The sequence below is a fragment of the Lysinibacillus sp. LZ02 genome (assembly GCF_050613145.1).
GTDB lineage: Bacteria > Bacillota > Bacilli > Bacillales_A > Planococcaceae > Lysinibacillus_B.
In genome coordinates this window covers 326442-342811 of sequence record NZ_CP192507.1, presented here as the reverse complement: position 1 = coordinate 342811, position 16370 = coordinate 326442, and the positions used below count along the sequence as shown (strand labels likewise).

The window sequence follows — 16370 nt, the reverse complement described above, 5'->3', positions numbered from 1 at the left end:
GCATTGTGCAATTCACAAAATGTGGTTAAGTCCTCGACCGATTAGTATTCGTCAGCTCCATATGTCGCCACACTTCCACCTCGAACCTATCTACCTGATCGTCTTTCAGGGGTCTTACTTACTTGCGTAATGGGAAATCTCATCTTGAGGGGGGCTTCATGCTTAGATGCTTTCAGCACTTATCCCGTCCATACATAGCTACCCAGCGATGCCGTTGGCACGACAACTGGTACACCAGCGGTATGTCCATCCCGGTCCTCTCGTACTAAGGACAGCTCCTCTCAAATTTCCTACGCCCACGACGGATAGGGACCGAACTGTCTCACGACGTTCTGAACCCAGCTCGCGTACCGCTTTAATGGGCGAACAGCCCAACCCTTGGGACCGACTACAGCCCCAGGATGCGATGAGCCGACATCGAGGTGCCAAACCTCCCCGTCGATGTGGACTCTTGGGGGAGATAAGCCTGTTATCCCCGGGGTAGCTTTTATCCGTTGAGCGATGGCCCTTCCATGCGGAACCACCGGATCACTAAGCCCGTCTTTCGACCCTGCTCGACTTGTAGGTCTCGCAGTCAAGCTCCCTTGTGCCTTTACACTCTACGAATGATTTCCAACCATTCTGAGGGAACCTTTGGGCGCCTCCGTTACCTTTTAGGAGGCGACCGCCCCAGTCAAACTGTCCGCCTGACACTGTCTCCTACCCCGCTAAGGGGCATGGGTTAGAAATTCAGTACAACCAGGGTAGTATCCCACCGACGCCTCCACCGAAGCTAGCGCTCCGGTTTCTCTGGCTCCTACCTATCCTGTACAAGTTGCACCAAATTTCAATATCAAGCTACAGTAAAGCTCCACGGGGTCTTTCCGTCCTGTCGCGGGTAACCTGCATCTTCACAGGTACTATAATTTCACCGAGTCTCTCGTTGAGACAGTGCCCAGATCGTTACGCCTTTCGTGCGGGTCGGAACTTACCCGACAAGGAATTTCGCTACCTTAGGACCGTTATAGTTACGGCCGCCGTTTACTGGGGCTTCAATTCATAGCTTCGCTTGCGCTAACCACTCCTCTTAACCTTCCAGCACCGGGCAGGCGTCAGCCCCTATACGTCACCTTACGGTTTTGCAGAGACCTGTGTTTTTGCTAAACAGTCGCCTGGGCCTATTCACTGCGGCTCTCTCGGGCTTTCACCCTACCAGAGCACCCCTTCTCCCGAAGTTACGGGGTCATTTTGCCGAGTTCCTTAACGAGAGTTCTCTCGCACACCTTAGGATTCTCTCCTCGACTACCTGTGTCGGTTTGCGGTACGGGTACCTCCCACCTCGATAGAGGCTTTTCTTGGCAGCGTGAGATCAGGAACTTCGTCCATACGGACTCGTCATCACAGCTCAATGTATTAGTACGCGGATTTGCCTACGTACACACCTTACTGCTTGAACAGAGACAACCAACGCTCTGCTTACCCTACCCTTCTGCGTCCCCCCATTTCTCAAACGGTGGGGAGGTAGTACAGGAATATCAACCTGTTGTCCATCGCCTACGCCTGTCGGCCTCGGCTTAGGTCCCGACTAACCCTGAGCGGACGAGCCTTCCTCAGGAAACCTTAGTCATACGGTGGACAGGATTCTCACCTGTCTTTCGCTACTCATACCGGCATTCTCACTTCTAACCGCTCCACCAGTCCTTCCGGTCTGACTTCAGCGCAGTTAGAACGCTCTCCTACCACTCACACCAACGGTGTGAATCCACAGCTTCGGTGAATCGTTTAGCCCCGATACATTTTCGGCGCAGCGTCACTCGACCAGTGAGCTATTACGCACTCTTTAAATGATGGCTGCTTCTAAGCCAACATCCTGGTTGTCTAAGCAACGCCACATCCTTTTCCACTTAACGATTACTTTGGGACCTTAGCTGGTGGTCTGGGCTGTTTCCCTTTTGACTACGGATCTTATCACTCGCAGTCTGACTCCCGTGCATAAATATCCGGCATTCGGAGTTTGTCTGAATTCGGTAAAGCGAGATGCCCCCCTAGTCCAAACAGTGCTCTACCTCCGGTATTCTCATCACGAGGCTAGCCCTAAAGCTATTTCGGAGAGAACCAGCTATCTCCAGGTTCGATTGGAATTTCTCCGCTACCCACACCTCATCCCCGCACTTTTCAACGTGCGTGGGTTCGGGCCTCCAGTGAGTGTTACCTCACCTTCACCCTGGACATGGGTAGATCACCTGGTTTCGGGTCTACGACCACGTACTACATCGCCCTATTCAGACTCGCTTTCGCTGCGGCTCCGTCTTCACAACTTAACCTCGCACGTAATCGTAACTCGCCGGTTCATTCTACAAAAGGCACGCTATCACCCATTAACGGGCTCTAACTACTTGTAGGCACACGGTTTCAGGTTCTCTTTCACTCCCCTCCCGGGGTGCTTTTCACCTTTCCCTCACGGTACTGGTTCACTATCGGTCACTAGGTAGTATTTAGCCTTGGGAGATGGTCCTCCCGGATTCCGACGGAATTTCACGTGTTCCGCCGTACTCAGGATCCACTCTGGAGGGCATGTACTTTCGACTACAGGGCTATTACCTGCTCTGGCGGACCTTTCCAAGTCGCTTCGCCTAATACATGCCTTTGTAACTCCGTATAGAGTGTCCTACAACCCCAAGAGGCAAGCCTCTTGGTTTGGGCTCTTCCCGTTTCGCTCGCCGCTACTCAGGGAATCGAATTTTCTTTCTCTTCCTCCAGGTACTTAGATGTTTCAGTTCCCTGGGTCTGTCTCCAGTACGCTATGAATTCACGTAAAGGTACTACGCCATTAAACGTAGTGGGTTCCCCCATTCGGAAATCCCCGGATCAAAGCTTACTTACAGCTCCCCGAGGCATATCGGTGTTAGTGCCGTCCTTCATCGACTCCTAGTGCCAAGGCATCCACCGTGCGCCCTTAATAACTTAACCAAGTTATACTTGAACAACGTTCAAGATTTTAAGTTGACACGTCAATGTTACTTGACTTGTTTTGACTCTTATCTATTTAAAATAGAAATTTGTGTTTGCTTTCAATGTCGTTTTATCCAGTTTTCAAAGAACAAAGCTACTGACTTCCATCACATCGTGATATACATCAGTGTATTTGCTACATGCAGCTTTGCGACGATAGCGCAAGCGTCAGGAGCAAGGTATTTAGAAAGTCATAAACTTTCAAAACTGAACGCAAAACGTTAACTACTGACCATGTCAGTATTCCGAAAATATCCTTAGAAAGGAGGTGATCCAGCCGCACCTTCCGATACGGCTACCTTGTTACGACTTCACCCCAATCATCTATCCCACCTTCGGCGGCTGGCTCCAAAAGGTTACCTCACCGACTTCGGGTGTTACAAACTCTCGTGGTGTGACGGGCGGTGTGTACAAGGCCCGGGAACGTATTCACCGCGGCATGCTGATCCGCGATTACTAGCGATTCCGGCTTCATGTAGGCGAGTTGCAGCCTACAATCCGAACTGAGAACGGTTTTATCGGATTAGCTCCCCCTCGCGGGTTGGCAACCGTTTGTACCGTCCATTGTAGCACGTGTGTAGCCCAGGTCATAAGGGGCATGATGATTTGACGTCATCCCCACCTTCCTCCGGTTTGTCACCGGCAGTCACCTTAGAGTGCCCAACTGAATGATGGCAACTAAGATCAAGGGTTGCGCTCGTTGCGGGACTTAACCCAACATCTCACGACACGAGCTGACGACAACCATGCACCACCTGTCACCGTTGTCCCCGAAGGGAAAACTATGTCTCCATAGTGGTCACCGGGATGTCAAGACCTGGTAAGGTTCTTCGCGTTGCTTCGAATTAAACCACATGCTCCACCGCTTGTGCGGGCCCCCGTCAATTCCTTTGAGTTTCAGTCTTGCGACCGTACTCCCCAGGCGGAGTGCTTAATGCGTTAGCTGCAGCACTAAGGGGCGGAAACCCCCTAACACTTAGCACTCATCGTTTACGGCGTGGACTACCAGGGTATCTAATCCTGTTTGCTCCCCACGCTTTCGCGCCTCAGCGTCAGTTACAGACCAGAAAGTCGCCTTCGCCACTGGTGTTCCTCCAAATCTCTACGCATTTCACCGCTACACTTGGAATTCCACTTTCCTCTTCTGCACTCAAGTCCCCCAGTTTCCAATGACCCTCCACGGTTGAGCCGTGGGCTTTCACATCAGACTTAAAGGACCGCCTGCGCGCGCTTTACGCCCAATAATTCCGGACAACGCTTGCCACCTACGTATTACCGCGGCTGCTGGCACGTAGTTAGCCGTGGCTTTCTAATAAGGTACCGTCAAGGTACAGCCAGTTACTACTGTACTTGTTCTTCCCTTACAACAGAGTTTTACGAACCGAAATCCTTCTTCACTCACGCGGCGTTGCTCCATCAGGCTTTCGCCCATTGTGGAAGATTCCCTACTGCTGCCTCCCGTAGGAGTCTGGGCCGTGTCTCAGTCCCAGTGTGGCCGATCACCCTCTCAGGTCGGCTACGCATCGTCGCCTTGGTGAGCCGTTACCTCACCAACTAGCTAATGCGCCGCGGGCCCATCCTGTAGCGATAGGAGAACCATCTTTCAACTTTCTAACATGTATTAGAAAGTATTATTCGGTATTAGCCCCGGTTTCCCGGAGTTATCCCAAACTACAGGGCAGGTTGCCCACGTGTTACTCACCCGTCCGCCGCTAAATCAAGAGAAGCAAGCTCCTCTCTCATTCGCTCGACTTGCATGTATTAGGCACGCCGCCAGCGTTCGTCCTGAGCCAGGATCAAACTCTCCATAAAAGAATTTGAGTAAGCTCAAATTTGCTGGCATCATGTTTGATGTCCAAAATTTTGTTTCTTATTTAGAAACATTTATTGTTAACGTTTTGCTTGTTCAGTTTTCAAAGTTCATTTCGTTAAGTTGTTTTGTTATCTCTTAACGACTTGTCTTATATTACAGGCTTATAGATAAAAGGTCAACACTTTTTCGCAAAAAAATATTCATTAAACTACATTTCTTAAAAGTTTCCTTATTATATAAACCTTCAACCTTTTTTAGGCTCTTCACCAAAATGTGTACTTAACTGCACATTCCGTTACAGGGGGATGTTTCCGCGAGCGAGGTCGAGCCTCCTCGTCGCTGCGCTTTCGTCGCAAATAAATTTCCTGCGGGGTCTCAGGCCAACATGATGTTGGTCACGAAGGCGTTGCCGCTGTTGCTTTGCTTTCGCGCAGATAAAGTGAAATTTCAATCAGTGGGGGTGACGCACAGGACGTGACGATTTTAGCCTTTGTTCTCCTATCGTTTTTCCCGCTAGAAGCTTTTCTGTAGCGAAAGGCGAATGCCGTCAGCTACACTTGTCACCCTTCACTCCATGTGCTTTTAGAATCCTACATTTTTCAATCAAGAATATATTTTAGTATTGAACCCTTTTTTATGTTCATTAAATCTTTCTTACATTAAATTTATTGTTTCATCATATGCACAAAAAATTTCACTTCAAAATACAAAAAAGAGACACCTTATAAAAGGTGCCTCTTGTTCTAACTAATGATTTACTTTAAATTTTAAAAATTAAAGTTTAACAATGTTAGCAGCTTGTGGTCCACGGTTGCCTTCTTCTACGTCGAATTCAACTTTTTGACCTTCTTCTAATGATTTGAAACCTTCGCCTTGGATTGCTGAGAAGTGAGCAAATACGTCAGCTCCGTTTTCAACTTCGATAAAACCGAAACCTTTTTCTGCATTAAACCATTTAACTGTACCTTGTGCCATGTGTGATGACCTCCAAAAATTTAATTTATAATAATATAGAACTTCTTCGTATAAAAAAAATCCGCCTATTACAAAAAGTACCGAATGATCACGATTACTTTTTGTAATAGGTGAATTCATAGTTTCTCCGAAGAAATTTAATTATTGACCTCATTATATAACATGTTTTTCTATTTGTCCAATTTCTCAACATTTTTTAATAATTTAACGTACGCCTTAGAGAAAACTACGCAATTAATTCCTTACATCTCACTTAAGCCACAGTCAATATTTCATGTAAATGGTTCTTTCATTCTATCTGCAAAACACGCAAAAAAATGGCAAGTGATAAGCGTTTCACCTGTTTTTCTAACATATTAGACCATGTAAAAACTTCAATAACCACATAGGGAATTAACCGAACATATAACTAACCTAATTCTCGCCGATTTCTTCTGCTGTCACATCACGTAATCCCATTACCACATGCACTGTTTCCTTTTCATCATCTATGAATTCAACGATACGGTGATGTTTCTCTATTTATTTTCGAAATATACCTAATGAATTAAAAAAAGTGAAGCGGTCCGACCAAAGCAAACACTTCCGAATGTCCTTTCAAGCATTTTCTTCCCTAAAAGAAGTTATCGCCTGAAGGTTATGGATATCGCTTTAATCTACATCCTCTAACCCATAGTACTCATCCTGTAATGTACCTATTTGGTCATGTGTTATTTTAAGGCGTGTTTTTAATTCTTTTAACTTTTCTTTTCCTGTTGTAACAAGTTCCTCATAATCCAATGCTTTTTCACGGTGAAGAGTCGCACTTGCTTGATATAGTTGGATTTGCTCTCGCTCAGCTTGCAATACAGAGCTATCCATTTCCAAAAAGGCTTCTGTTAGCACTTTGAGCTTTTCATCAATGTCCTTTTGAATTTGTTTTTTCCGCGCTTTTAACTTTGTATTATCAATGCTAGACGCAATGACCTGCCAAAGACCTTTTCTGCCACGGTTTTCTTCCTGCTGATTATTTAGAGCCGCTCGTTCACTTTCCTTTATGATGAGCCAATCGATCCCCTCTTGTAGTAGCGGTGTACGTTCTTCTTTTGGTACGGTTGCGATATACTTTCCAATAAAGGCTTTGTATGCTTGCACCTTTTCTTTATCTAGTTCCATTTGCCTCACATGTTTCTCCCGCGCTTCCTCATGCTCGGTAATTTCCAGTTGTTGCTGATGAATAGCTACTTTATAGTCTTCTCTTTTAGCGAATAATTCCTCATAACGCTTTACTTGCTGTTGCCAATGCCTTGTAAATGGGGTGCTATCAATTTGCCCAATACGATTTTGCGCCACAATAGGTAAGGTTAGCTGTAAAATGCCTAAAGGTAATAACTTTTTCTTTACATGCTTATTTTGATGCTTTAAGAGTAATCCTCCACCACCAAGTGCTAGCGGGATTAACATAAACGGGCTCATCATCATCGAAAATAAGGCTGTCGCTACGGTGTATACACCAAATGGTAAGGCAACACCGCTAAGTGCCATCGTAGATGCAATCGCCGTTGTCAGCGTTGTATAGGCTGAAAAGCCCGCCACCTCCACAATCATTGATAAGACAATAACGGACCCTTGCGTTAAAATGGCCATGCGAAGCGTCTCATGTGTTAACTCAGCAATGTCTAAACTTTGCTTCAATTGCTGTTGCTTTTCTATCGGTAACCCCGTCAGCAACTGTTGTATTTTCTCCGTAAAATTCGTTGATTGTTCTTCACTCAATTCACGGAATTTGGCATCAAAAGCAGCAAATAACTTTTGCATTTGGTATTGAATCATCAGCTGGTATGCTTCCTGCTCATTAGCTAATTCGATAAACGCTGCATAGTCTTTATCACTTTTCAACATTTGCTGATGTGTTGCTTGCACAATGACTTCACTTTGCGTCTCAATATCCTCTAGACAATCGTATCGCATGCCATTTATATCTAGAACACGTGTCATTTCTGTCAATAATTTCACTTGTAATTCTATATCCGAATAGCGTTCTAACTTTTTTACTTCTTCTTTTAATGCTTCATTGAAATTATCTATGTCTTTAGAGAAAAAATCTTTCGTTTTCGCTGTTAGCATATCGATTATATTTGTCTTACATAATAATGCGTATACCATACGTAGCTCCTGACCCGTTGTCTGTAACAATGCATGTGCAAGTACTCGACCGTTCATACTAATCCCTCTTTCCCTTATTCATTCCCTCTATATAGTAATCACTTTCTTCCCACCATGCATCTTTTTCTTTTTAGATAATGCACGGTATAATAGAGCTAGTGTAAAGCAGAAGGAAGGGTGATTTTAATGAACATCACATTAATGGAAAAAGGCGAAGTACTTGCTACCATTGTAGAGAAGCAAGTAACTTGTGACGATAATAAAGTACGTGAATGCCTAGAGGCGCTTATCACTAATCATGAACTCAATAATTTCCCACCGCATATCGATAAAGACAAAATGCTAAAAGACGCCATCAAAGGCTTTGCATTTGCAAGCGGTTATGAGCTGAAATAACGCATTAGAAAAAGATTTGTTATAATATCAAAATTAAAAGAGACGGAGTGAACGGTATGTTAAAAGATCAAGTATTTGCTCAATTAAAAGTAGCGATGAAAGAAAAAGATGTAGTAGCAAAAGGCGTATTACAGCTCGTAAAATCGGCATTAGATGCAGCAGAAAAAGAAAAAGGCACTGCTTTAACAGAGGCAGAAGAAATTGCAATCATTAACCGTGAAGTAAAACAAACCAATCAAGCATTGGAAGGTGCTCAAGCTGCTGGTCGTGTAGATTTAATTGAAAAAGAAGAGACGAAATTAGCACTGCTAAAGAGTTTTCTACCAAAACAGCTTTCAGAAGAGGAAATTGCGGAAGCATTAACAGAGGCAGGTGTTTTAGCAGGTATGAGCATGGGTGATGCGATGAAAATTGCTAAGCCGCTACTTGCCGGCAAAGCAGAAGGGGCACTTATTTCAAAAGTAGTCAAATCCCTTATTTCATAGTTCATTTAGGCGTTGCTATCAGCAACGTCTTTTTGTTTATCTTTTCCCCCTTCTACTCAACTAAGAGAAAACACAACTTATTCCCTAGTATTTTATAGGAATATAGTATTTCATTTGAGACTTATTATGTTAATCTAAAGCTAGTAGTTATATTACTCGGAGGGATTATTTTGCAATCTTATTATGAATCGCAACTAGAAGTAGCAAGAGAACTATTCCGTAAAACACAATACGATATTACCATTTCTATTCTAGATGAGGAACTACCCAAAATTGAAGCAGAAAACAACTATAAATTGCTATGTGAGTATTTAAATTTAAAAATTGCTACCTATCTTAATAAAGGCGATATTACATCTGTAGAACCACTACTGGAACCATTCAAAATGGCACTCAGCGCAAGTGGTAGCGAAGATTTAAAGGCAAACTATCCATATCACGTAGCAACGTTTTTTTATATGAGTGGGGATATGAAGCGTTCGATTGAGTATAATTTAAGGGCGTTTAAAATCATAGAAAACAATCCGTCTCATCTATATTATATAGCTGTTTGCATTAATCTAAGTTCCGGTTATTTATTACTAAAGGATTTAGAAAAAGCTGCTTATTATCGTGAAAAAATTGTCAAACATATGGATTCAAATAAACACCAAAACCCATTAGCATATTTTCATTATATGAATAACTATGCGTTTCATTTATTTGAATTAAAACGATATGACGAAGCTTACGAAATGCTAAATAATGCCTTAACCCATCCTTTAATAAGAGAAAATACAAAACATTACGCTATAACAATTTGTAATATGGGTGTGTATTATGCACGAATCAACCAAGTTGAAAAAGCCGACAACCATTTAGAGAAATCTTGGTCAATTTTTGAGAACTTTTCTGACATACAGGCTAAAGGACGATTTTTAACTTCTATTATTAATGCATATGAAGAAATGGGCAATTATAAACAAGCATATAAGTATGCGCGAATCAAAAATGATTTATTAGAATCCGAAGAATCTCACCGTCAGCAAGCCCGTTTACATGAGTTTGCATTAAGCACAAGTAAAGATTCATTAACGCTATTAATTTATACAGATACACTCACACAAGTGCATAGTCGGCACTATTTCGAAGAGCAATCAGAAAAGTGGCTCCAAGAAGCGATCGAGCAACACACGCCACTATGTTGCGCTCTATTCGATATTGATAATTTTAAAGAACAAAACGATTGTTACGGGCATGTTATAGGCGATCAAATTCTTCAGAAAATTGGCGTCGTAGCAAATAAATTCCAACATGAAACTGAATTATTTATCGCCCGCTATGGTGGAGACGAATTTATTGTATTCAGTAAAAACATTGAACTATTTAACAAAACTATTGAGCATTTATTCTCTGCTTTACAAGCGGTCCAAATTCCGCATGAAGATACGTACCTCTCTTTTACAATTAGTTTAGGAGCTGTCGTCATCGAAAATTTATCTGACTATACTGTATCGATGATGATTGAACAAGCAGATAAAAAGCTGTACGAGGTAAAACAGACAGGTAAAAATAATTTAAACGTCGGTTAAAGGATGGGGCTGTCCAGTCTGAACAGCCTTCTCCTATACGTATTAAAAAACACGAAAGAATAGCCTCCTACGGTGAATCACATCAACCCCGTCTCCAAGAATACGTCTCAAAATGACTTTTCAGACGTCCCCTTTTCACCATAACTGCGGCTTCGTAACCATTAACCATAGCATAATCAACATAATGGCAATATATTTGACCGTTGCCGTTTGCATCGTTTTTATAAATAAGTCTTTCCTAAATACAGCCGCATCCGCGATTTGCCACGCAGGCTTAAACGCTTTTGCTAAAAACAGTAGGGATGCTAACATTACAAAAATTGTCACTAATACCCACGATGTTTGCCATGACCAACCACCAAGCCACATTAATAATAATCCGCTCGGTATGACTACATGCCCTGCCAAACTAACCGCTCTTACAGCTCCGCGCAACCCTTCTACAACGCCACGCAGTACAACTTCATCTGCCTGCTCCATTCGTTTTAACATCGGAAAAATAGCAAATAACGGACCAATTGCTACAACGGCACTGAGTATATGTATAAACAATAGGATGTTATATACCACTAGCTTCTTTCCTCTCCATTCATCATTCTTCTCTATTTTACCTAATTTCTATTAAAATAATAGCATGACATTCCTATATACCATTTTTTATCAGAATGTTATGATTAACCCATTAAGGGGGGATGTATTGTGAATCGTCAACATGCGGGGGTATTATTTGGGGGAATTTTACTTCTTGTTGTAGCGATGGGCATTAGCCGATTTGCTTTTACACCATTATTACCATTTATGCGGGCAGATGAAGGATTATCGTTCCAAACAGGAGGCTGGCTCGCTTCAAGCAATTATATTGGCTATTTTGTCGGGTCACTTGGCGCAGGATTTATTTATAAACGCAAAAAGTTTTTTCTACTAAGCAATGTGTTATTAAATGTCGTCTCTATTATTGGTATGGGACTCACTCATTCTTATCTCTTATGGATTGTTTTGCGATTTATCGCAGGGTTGACAGGTGGATTTATTTTCGTATTAACTTCTAGTATTATTATGGATTATTTAGCCAAACACCTTCTTACACGCTGGTCTGGCTATGTGTTTAGTGGGATCGGGATTGGGATTGCCATTTCCGGTTTATGTGTCCCCTTTTTAGAAGTCCACTTTATGTGGGAAGGGACATGGATAGGACTTGGGCTTTTATCTACACTATTTGTCCTTATGACCCTTGTCTTATGGCGGCATATTGTCGTCCATGATGGTGAACGTGTTGCTAAAACAAATGATACAAATATTTGGCGAGGATTTATGCCATGGCTCATTATTGCATATGGTTTAGAAGGGCTTGGCTATATTATTACGGGGACGTTTTTAGTGGATATCGTATATAATATAGAAAATTTACAAGCGTATGCCAGCTATACTTGGGTGGTCGTTGGCATTGCCGCAGCGCCATCTGCTCCTTTCTGGATGGCGATGATGTCGCGCTTTAAGCCTGTACACGTTATGTTTGTTGCCTACATATTGCAAGTGTTTGGTATTATTTTGCCTGTATTATCGCAAACCATATGGAGTGTACTATTATCTGCCTTTTTATTCGGCTGCACATTCGTTGGACTCGTAACACTGTCGACGGGATATGGGCGCCAGCTATTCCCACGTCAAAGCAACTTTGTCGTCTCCATGTTGACTACATTTTACGCTTTCGGGCAAATTATTGGGCCAATTATTGCAAGCCGCTTAGAAGTATATTTTTCAAGTTTTAAAGCACCATTACTATTTGCTGGTAGCATTGTTTTTTGTGCATTCGTTATTTTAGTAGGCGGTTATGTGCTTACACATCAGACACAGAAGGTACAAGTAAAGAGCATAAAATCATCGTCCTAATAGCCTTTACTAGCACTGCCTTGCAAAACACATTAGAATGAGCGGTTACTCAATTGTATACTTGCGATGTTTAAAAAAAAAACAAATAGTTATCAACAATAAAAGTAGGCCTCGTGTCTACTTTTTTCGTATGATAGGAGTACAAAGGGAGGCATGATGATGGATACAAAAACAATTATTGCTCAAACAGAAGCAGTTGGAGCAAATAACTACCACCCGCTGCCAATCGTTATTTCGGAAGCTTGTGGTGTGTGGGTGTATGATCCAGAAGGCAATAAATATTTAGATATGCTGTCGGCTTACTCAGCTGTCAACCAAGGGCACCGTCACCCGAAAATTATCGAAGCTTTAAAAGCCCAAGCTGACCGCGTCACATTAATATCCCGTGCGTTTCATTCAGAAAATTTAGGTACGTGGTATGAAAAGGTTGCCCAATTAACAAATAAAGACATGGTCTTGCCAATGAATACAGGTACTGAAGCGGTGGAAACAGCGATTAAAACCGCGCGTCGCTGGGCATATGATGTAAAAAAGATTACCGGAGAAGCAGAAATTATTTGCTGCGAGGGAAATTTCCACGGGCGTACAATGGCGGCTATTTCTATGTCTTCTGAGCAGGCATATCAGCGCGGCTTCACCCCTCTGCTGCCTGGCTTTAAAATAGTGCCTTATGGTGATATCGAGGCCATTCGTCAAGCCATTTCAAAAAATACGGCCGCTGTCATTTTAGAGCCGATTCAAGGAGAAGCAGGGATTGTCATTCCCCCTGAAGGATTCTTACAAGATGTTGCAAAATTATGTCACGATAACAATATATTAATGATTGCCGACGAAATTCAAACAGGGCTAGGTCGTACAGGGAAGATGTTCGCTTGTGATTGGGAAGATGTCGTGCCGGACATCTATATACTCGGCAAAGCACTTGGCGGCGGTGTGATGCCTATTTCATGTGTAGCAGCAAACCGTGATATTTTAGGCGTTTTTAACCCCGGCTCACATGGCTCAACATTCGGTGGAAACCCACTGGCTTGTGCTGTATCGATTGCCGCACTGGATGTATTGATAAATGAAGAGCTTGCTAAACGTTCAGTTGAGCTTGGTACTTACTTTATGGAAAAGCTCAGTGACATTCAGCATCCCGCTGTGAAAGAAATACGTGGTCGTGGATTATTCATCGGCCTCGAATTACATGAAGCTGCTCGCCCCTATTGTGAAAAGCTAAAGAACGTCGGTTTATTATGTAAAGAAACACATGATACCGTTATTCGTTTTGCTCCCCCACTTACCATTTCACGACAAGAATTAGACTGGGCAATCGAACGAATCAAAGAAGTATTTGCATAATCACCCAATTATGCCTCAGGGGCCGCTCATCCTGAGGCATCACTGCTATGTATACTACTGACTAAAAAGGAGTCGATAACGATGAAGACCATTTATGTAACAGGCTACCGCGCACATGAACTCGGTATTTTTAACGATAAACATCCTGGCATTGCCGTTATTAAAAAAGCATTATATGACCAACTTTATCAACTTTGCGATGAAGGATTGGAATGGGTTGTCATTAGCGGACAGCTTGGCGTGGAAGCTTGGGCAGCCGAAACAGTGATCAAATTACAAGAGCATTTCCCAAAGCTTAAATATTCCATGATTACTCCTTTTCTAGATCAGGAGAAAAATTGGAATGAACCAAAGCAAGCGCAGTATATACATATTTTAAATCACGCAGATTTCGTGACGAGTGTAACAAAGCGCCCTTATGAAGCACCATGGCAATTTATCGAAAAAGATAAATTCATCATTCATAATACAGATGGCATGTTACTTGTTTACGATGAGGATAATGAAGCTTCACCTAAATATGTACTCAAGCTAGTTGAAAAGTATATGGAAAACAACGAATACGAACTACGCCGTATTACCGCCTATGATTTACAGATTGTTGCCGAGGAATTACAGCGTTCCGACTGGTAATTTTGTTAATTTAAAGAAAATTCTTTCAAATCAGAATGTTTAATGTGCAAAAAGGGGGCTGTCTTTGCTATAATGAAGTTGTAGTAAGTTAGTTTTTCTAACATAAGAGAGGAGTGGTACATGAATGGATACAATTAAAATGGTCGTAGAACAAAAACCGATTAATATTTTGCACCACACGTATAATCGTGAGTGCCGTTACACACGCGGTTTGCATATTCCTATGGAGGATTTCCAACATATCGTCAACCGCATGTGTCCAGATACAAAAACGTATTTTGAGTTTCACAATGTCGCAACGAAAATTGAACGTGGCGAATACTTAAATGGGTATGCAGGTTTAGCCCGCAATATCGCGAACTACTACAAAAATGAGAAAGGTGCCGAAGTAGCAGGCCTAAACGATGGACGTGACTTCTACGTTAAAATCGTTTAGAGGAACATACAATTGGAAACCAAAACAAACACCGCCACTAGGAGCAAGCGAACAGCAGCAAGCGACTATAATGGCGGTGTTATTTATTTTAACATACTATTATTTTTTCTTAATCGTAATCGTCCAAGCTGCTTCGCCTACTTGCTCGAAGTTTGTTACTTCATGCCCTGCCTCTGCAGCCCAACGTGGGATTGATTCTGTTCCTTGTGTACAATCGAACTCCACAATTAACTCGTCACCTGAATGAATTTCTTCAATTGCTTGTTTTGCTTCTACTAAAGGAAATGGACAAACCATTCCCATCACTTCTAATTTCTTTTGCATATAAACCCTCTCCTTCTATCTTAAGCTGTTACCGTTTGTGTACGAGTAGCCTGTGCTTTTTTACGTGGACGAACAAATACAAAATAAGATGCTGTCCATGTTCCTAAAATCATAAATAACAATGAAATCCAGCCAGACCATGTCATCATCGCTGTCATCACAAGGCCATTTCCGATTGAACAGCCTCCTGCTAAGCTTGCACCGAAGCCCATCATTAAACCACCTGAGAAGCTATTCAGACCTGTTTTTACATCCGGCATACGGAAACGGAACTCCCCTGCCATTTTCGCTGCAAACATAGAGCCCAGCAGTATACCTAAAACTAAGAACACACCCCAGTTAATAAATGTTACGTCGCCTGTTACAAAGAACTGCAAAAGATTAGCAGAAGGTGACGTAATTCCTAAACCACCGATACGACCAGTCGCTACTGATAACGGCCATGCAACCGTTGCAATTACACCGATTATTGCAGCTGTCACAAATGGATTCCAACGTTTTTCAAAGAAAATATGTGCTAAGCCTGTTTTCTTTGGTTTTAATGAAGGAATCTTCACTCTTGGCTTGTTCAGTTCACGAAATACAATCAATACGACAATCCCTACTAGAATTGTAACGAATACCCACGGACTTACACCGAATGTCTCAGCTATCGAGTTATTTCCTACTTCATAAGATTTTAACTCTGTACTTATTGGTGCCAATGGACCTGTACGCATCATAGCTGCTACTAACATATAGCCCACAAGCGCAATCCAGCTACCAATTAAACCCTCTCCTGCGCGATACCACGTACCCGTTGCACAGCCACCAGCAAAAATAATACCTACCCCAAAAATAAACGATCCTACAATGACTGCTAATAAAGAAATAGTCCCTGCCGAAAATTCAAAAACACCTAAACTAATTAATGTATAGACACCAACACTTTGTATAGCAATCGCAATTAATAATGCATAAAACATACGATTATCCTTCGCAATATACATATCGCGGAAGCCACCTGTTAAACAAAAACGTCCACGTTGCATGGCAAACCCAAGCAAAGCACCACATAACAAACCTGTAAGAAGACCTAAAGACATCTCGTGTAACCTCCTTTTAATACTTAGTAAATTTATAGGTTTATATTATATTAACGAATTACCTACCGCAATAATCCTAAATACCCATTTACTTACTAGGTTTTAATTTCAGAAAAATGAAGGCGTCTCTCGCTGTACAGCGCTACGGTAAAAAGCATTTCCCCTATTGTTCCCTTCATAAAGTGAAACTTAACCAATCAGGCTTTTACGGGAAATTAATCTCCTACCTACACTTCTCGATTCTCTTAAGGCGCCCTGTACCTGTCGCTCCGCTTTCGTTAC

At 42.4% G+C, this 16370-nt stretch carries 12 protein-coding genes and 2 rRNA genes; 7 read left to right on the top strand and 7 right to left on the bottom strand.

All coding sequences use genetic code 11. The features are described from left to right. Positions 1 to 21 precede the first annotated feature (21 nt). The 4 genes from ACQQ2I_RS01565 to ACQQ2I_RS01550 form a co-directional block, all read right to left on the bottom strand. Positions 22 to 2949, bottom strand: a 23S ribosomal RNA gene (locus ACQQ2I_RS01565). Between the two features lie 303 nt (positions 2950 to 3252). Further along, positions 3253 to 4803: ribosomal RNA gene (locus ACQQ2I_RS01560) — 16S ribosomal RNA — on the bottom strand. Together the 16S and 23S rRNA genes form the textbook arrangement of a ribosomal RNA operon. A gap of 775 nt (positions 4804 to 5578) precedes the next feature. Next, positions 5579 to 5779, bottom strand: a complete 201-nt coding sequence (locus tag ACQQ2I_RS01555) for a cold-shock protein (RefSeq protein ID WP_391373085.1) — start codon at positions 5777 to 5779, stop codon at positions 5579 to 5581. A 651-nt stretch (positions 5780 to 6430) separates the two neighbouring features. Further along, entirely contained in the window at positions 6431 to 7981 is a 1551-nt protein-coding gene (locus tag ACQQ2I_RS01550) for a hypothetical protein (protein ID WP_431028804.1), read from the bottom strand. A gap of 129 nt (positions 7982 to 8110) precedes the next feature. On the opposite strand from ACQQ2I_RS01550, the gene ACQQ2I_RS01545 reads away from it, so the two are divergent. From ACQQ2I_RS01545 to ACQQ2I_RS01535, 3 genes are all read left to right on the top strand, one after another. Then, positions 8111 to 8320 carry a hypothetical protein gene (locus tag ACQQ2I_RS01545; RefSeq protein WP_431028803.1) on the top strand — a complete coding sequence of 70 codons (210 nt, stop codon included), beginning with the start codon at positions 8111 to 8113 and terminating at the stop codon, positions 8318 to 8320. A 56-nt stretch (positions 8321 to 8376) separates the two neighbouring features. After that, on the top strand, positions 8377 to 8805 hold the full coding sequence (locus tag ACQQ2I_RS01540; protein ID WP_431028802.1) for a GatB/YqeY domain-containing protein: 429 nt from the start codon (positions 8377 to 8379) through the stop codon (positions 8803 to 8805). A gap of 170 nt (positions 8806 to 8975) precedes the next feature. Beyond that, positions 8976 to 10376, top strand: coding sequence for a tetratricopeptide repeat-containing diguanylate cyclase (locus ACQQ2I_RS01535; RefSeq protein WP_431028801.1), 1401 nt, complete (start codon positions 8976 to 8978; stop codon positions 10374 to 10376). A gap of 135 nt (positions 10377 to 10511) precedes the next feature. Here the strand turns inward: ACQQ2I_RS01535 and ACQQ2I_RS01530 are convergent, their stop codons facing one another. Then, positions 10512 to 10946 (bottom strand): DUF2269 family protein, encoded by a 435-nt coding sequence (locus ACQQ2I_RS01530; protein WP_431028800.1) that lies wholly within the window; start codon positions 10944 to 10946, stop codon positions 10512 to 10514. A gap of 129 nt (positions 10947 to 11075) precedes the next feature. Between ACQQ2I_RS01530 and ACQQ2I_RS01525 the strand changes: the two genes are divergently transcribed. From ACQQ2I_RS01525 to ACQQ2I_RS01510, 4 genes are all read left to right on the top strand, one after another. Then, positions 11076 to 12266 carry a YbfB/YjiJ family MFS transporter gene (locus tag ACQQ2I_RS01525; RefSeq protein WP_431028799.1) on the top strand — a complete coding sequence of 397 codons (1191 nt, stop codon included), beginning with the start codon at positions 11076 to 11078 and terminating at the stop codon, positions 12264 to 12266. Positions 12267 to 12422: 156 nt separating this feature from the next. Further along, positions 12423 to 13610 (top strand): ornithine--oxo-acid transaminase, encoded by a 1188-nt coding sequence (locus ACQQ2I_RS01520; RefSeq protein WP_431030423.1) that lies wholly within the window; start codon positions 12423 to 12425, stop codon positions 13608 to 13610. Between the two features lie 81 nt (positions 13611 to 13691). Further along, entirely contained in the window at positions 13692 to 14243 is a 552-nt protein-coding gene (locus ACQQ2I_RS01515; protein WP_431028798.1) for a DUF1273 domain-containing protein, read from the top strand. Positions 14244 to 14367: 124 nt separating this feature from the next. Continuing rightward, positions 14368 to 14679 (top strand): hypothetical protein, encoded by a 312-nt coding sequence (locus ACQQ2I_RS01510; protein ID WP_431028797.1) that lies wholly within the window; start codon positions 14368 to 14370, stop codon positions 14677 to 14679. A 99-nt stretch (positions 14680 to 14778) separates the two neighbouring features. On the opposite strand, the gene ACQQ2I_RS01505 is transcribed toward ACQQ2I_RS01510, so the two are convergent. Together ACQQ2I_RS01505 and ACQQ2I_RS01500 are read right to left on the bottom strand one after the other, a co-directional pair. Next, a complete protein-coding gene (locus tag ACQQ2I_RS01505) occupies positions 14779 to 15003 on the bottom strand; it encodes a sulfurtransferase TusA family protein (protein WP_431028796.1) in 225 nt (74 codons plus the stop codon). A 20-nt stretch (positions 15004 to 15023) separates the two neighbouring features. Beyond that, complete coding sequence (locus ACQQ2I_RS01500) at positions 15024 to 16088, bottom strand: YeeE/YedE thiosulfate transporter family protein (protein ID WP_431028794.1); 1065 nt, start codon at positions 16086 to 16088, stop codon at positions 15024 to 15026. Positions 16089 to 16370: the final 282 nt, after the last annotated feature.

Coding starts and splice junctions, on each gene's coding strand:
- ACQQ2I_RS01555 (WP_391373085.1), bottom strand. CDS start 5,779: ATGGCACAAGGTACAGTTAAATGGTTTAATGCAGAAAAAGGTTTCGGT.
- ACQQ2I_RS01550 (WP_431028804.1), bottom strand. CDS start 7,981: ATGAACGGTCGAGTACTTGCACATGCATTGTTACAGACAACGGGTCAG.
- ACQQ2I_RS01545 (WP_431028803.1), top strand. CDS start 8,111: ATGAACATCACATTAATGGAAAAAGGCGAAGTACTTGCTACCATTGTA.
- ACQQ2I_RS01540 (WP_431028802.1), top strand. CDS start 8,377: ATGTTAAAAGATCAAGTATTTGCTCAATTAAAAGTAGCGATGAAAGAA.
- ACQQ2I_RS01520 (WP_431030423.1), top strand. CDS start 12,423: ATGATGGATACAAAAACAATTATTGCTCAAACAGAAGCAGTTGGAGCA.
- ACQQ2I_RS01515 (WP_431028798.1), top strand. CDS start 13,692: ATGAAGACCATTTATGTAACAGGCTACCGCGCACATGAACTCGGTATT.
- ACQQ2I_RS01510 (WP_431028797.1), top strand. CDS start 14,368: ATGGATACAATTAAAATGGTCGTAGAACAAAAACCGATTAATATTTTG.
- ACQQ2I_RS01505 (WP_431028796.1), bottom strand. CDS start 15,003: ATGCAAAAGAAATTAGAAGTGATGGGAATGGTTTGTCCATTTCCTTTA.
- ACQQ2I_RS01500 (WP_431028794.1), bottom strand. CDS start 16,088: ATGTCTTTAGGTCTTCTTACAGGTTTGTTATGTGGTGCTTTGCTTGGG.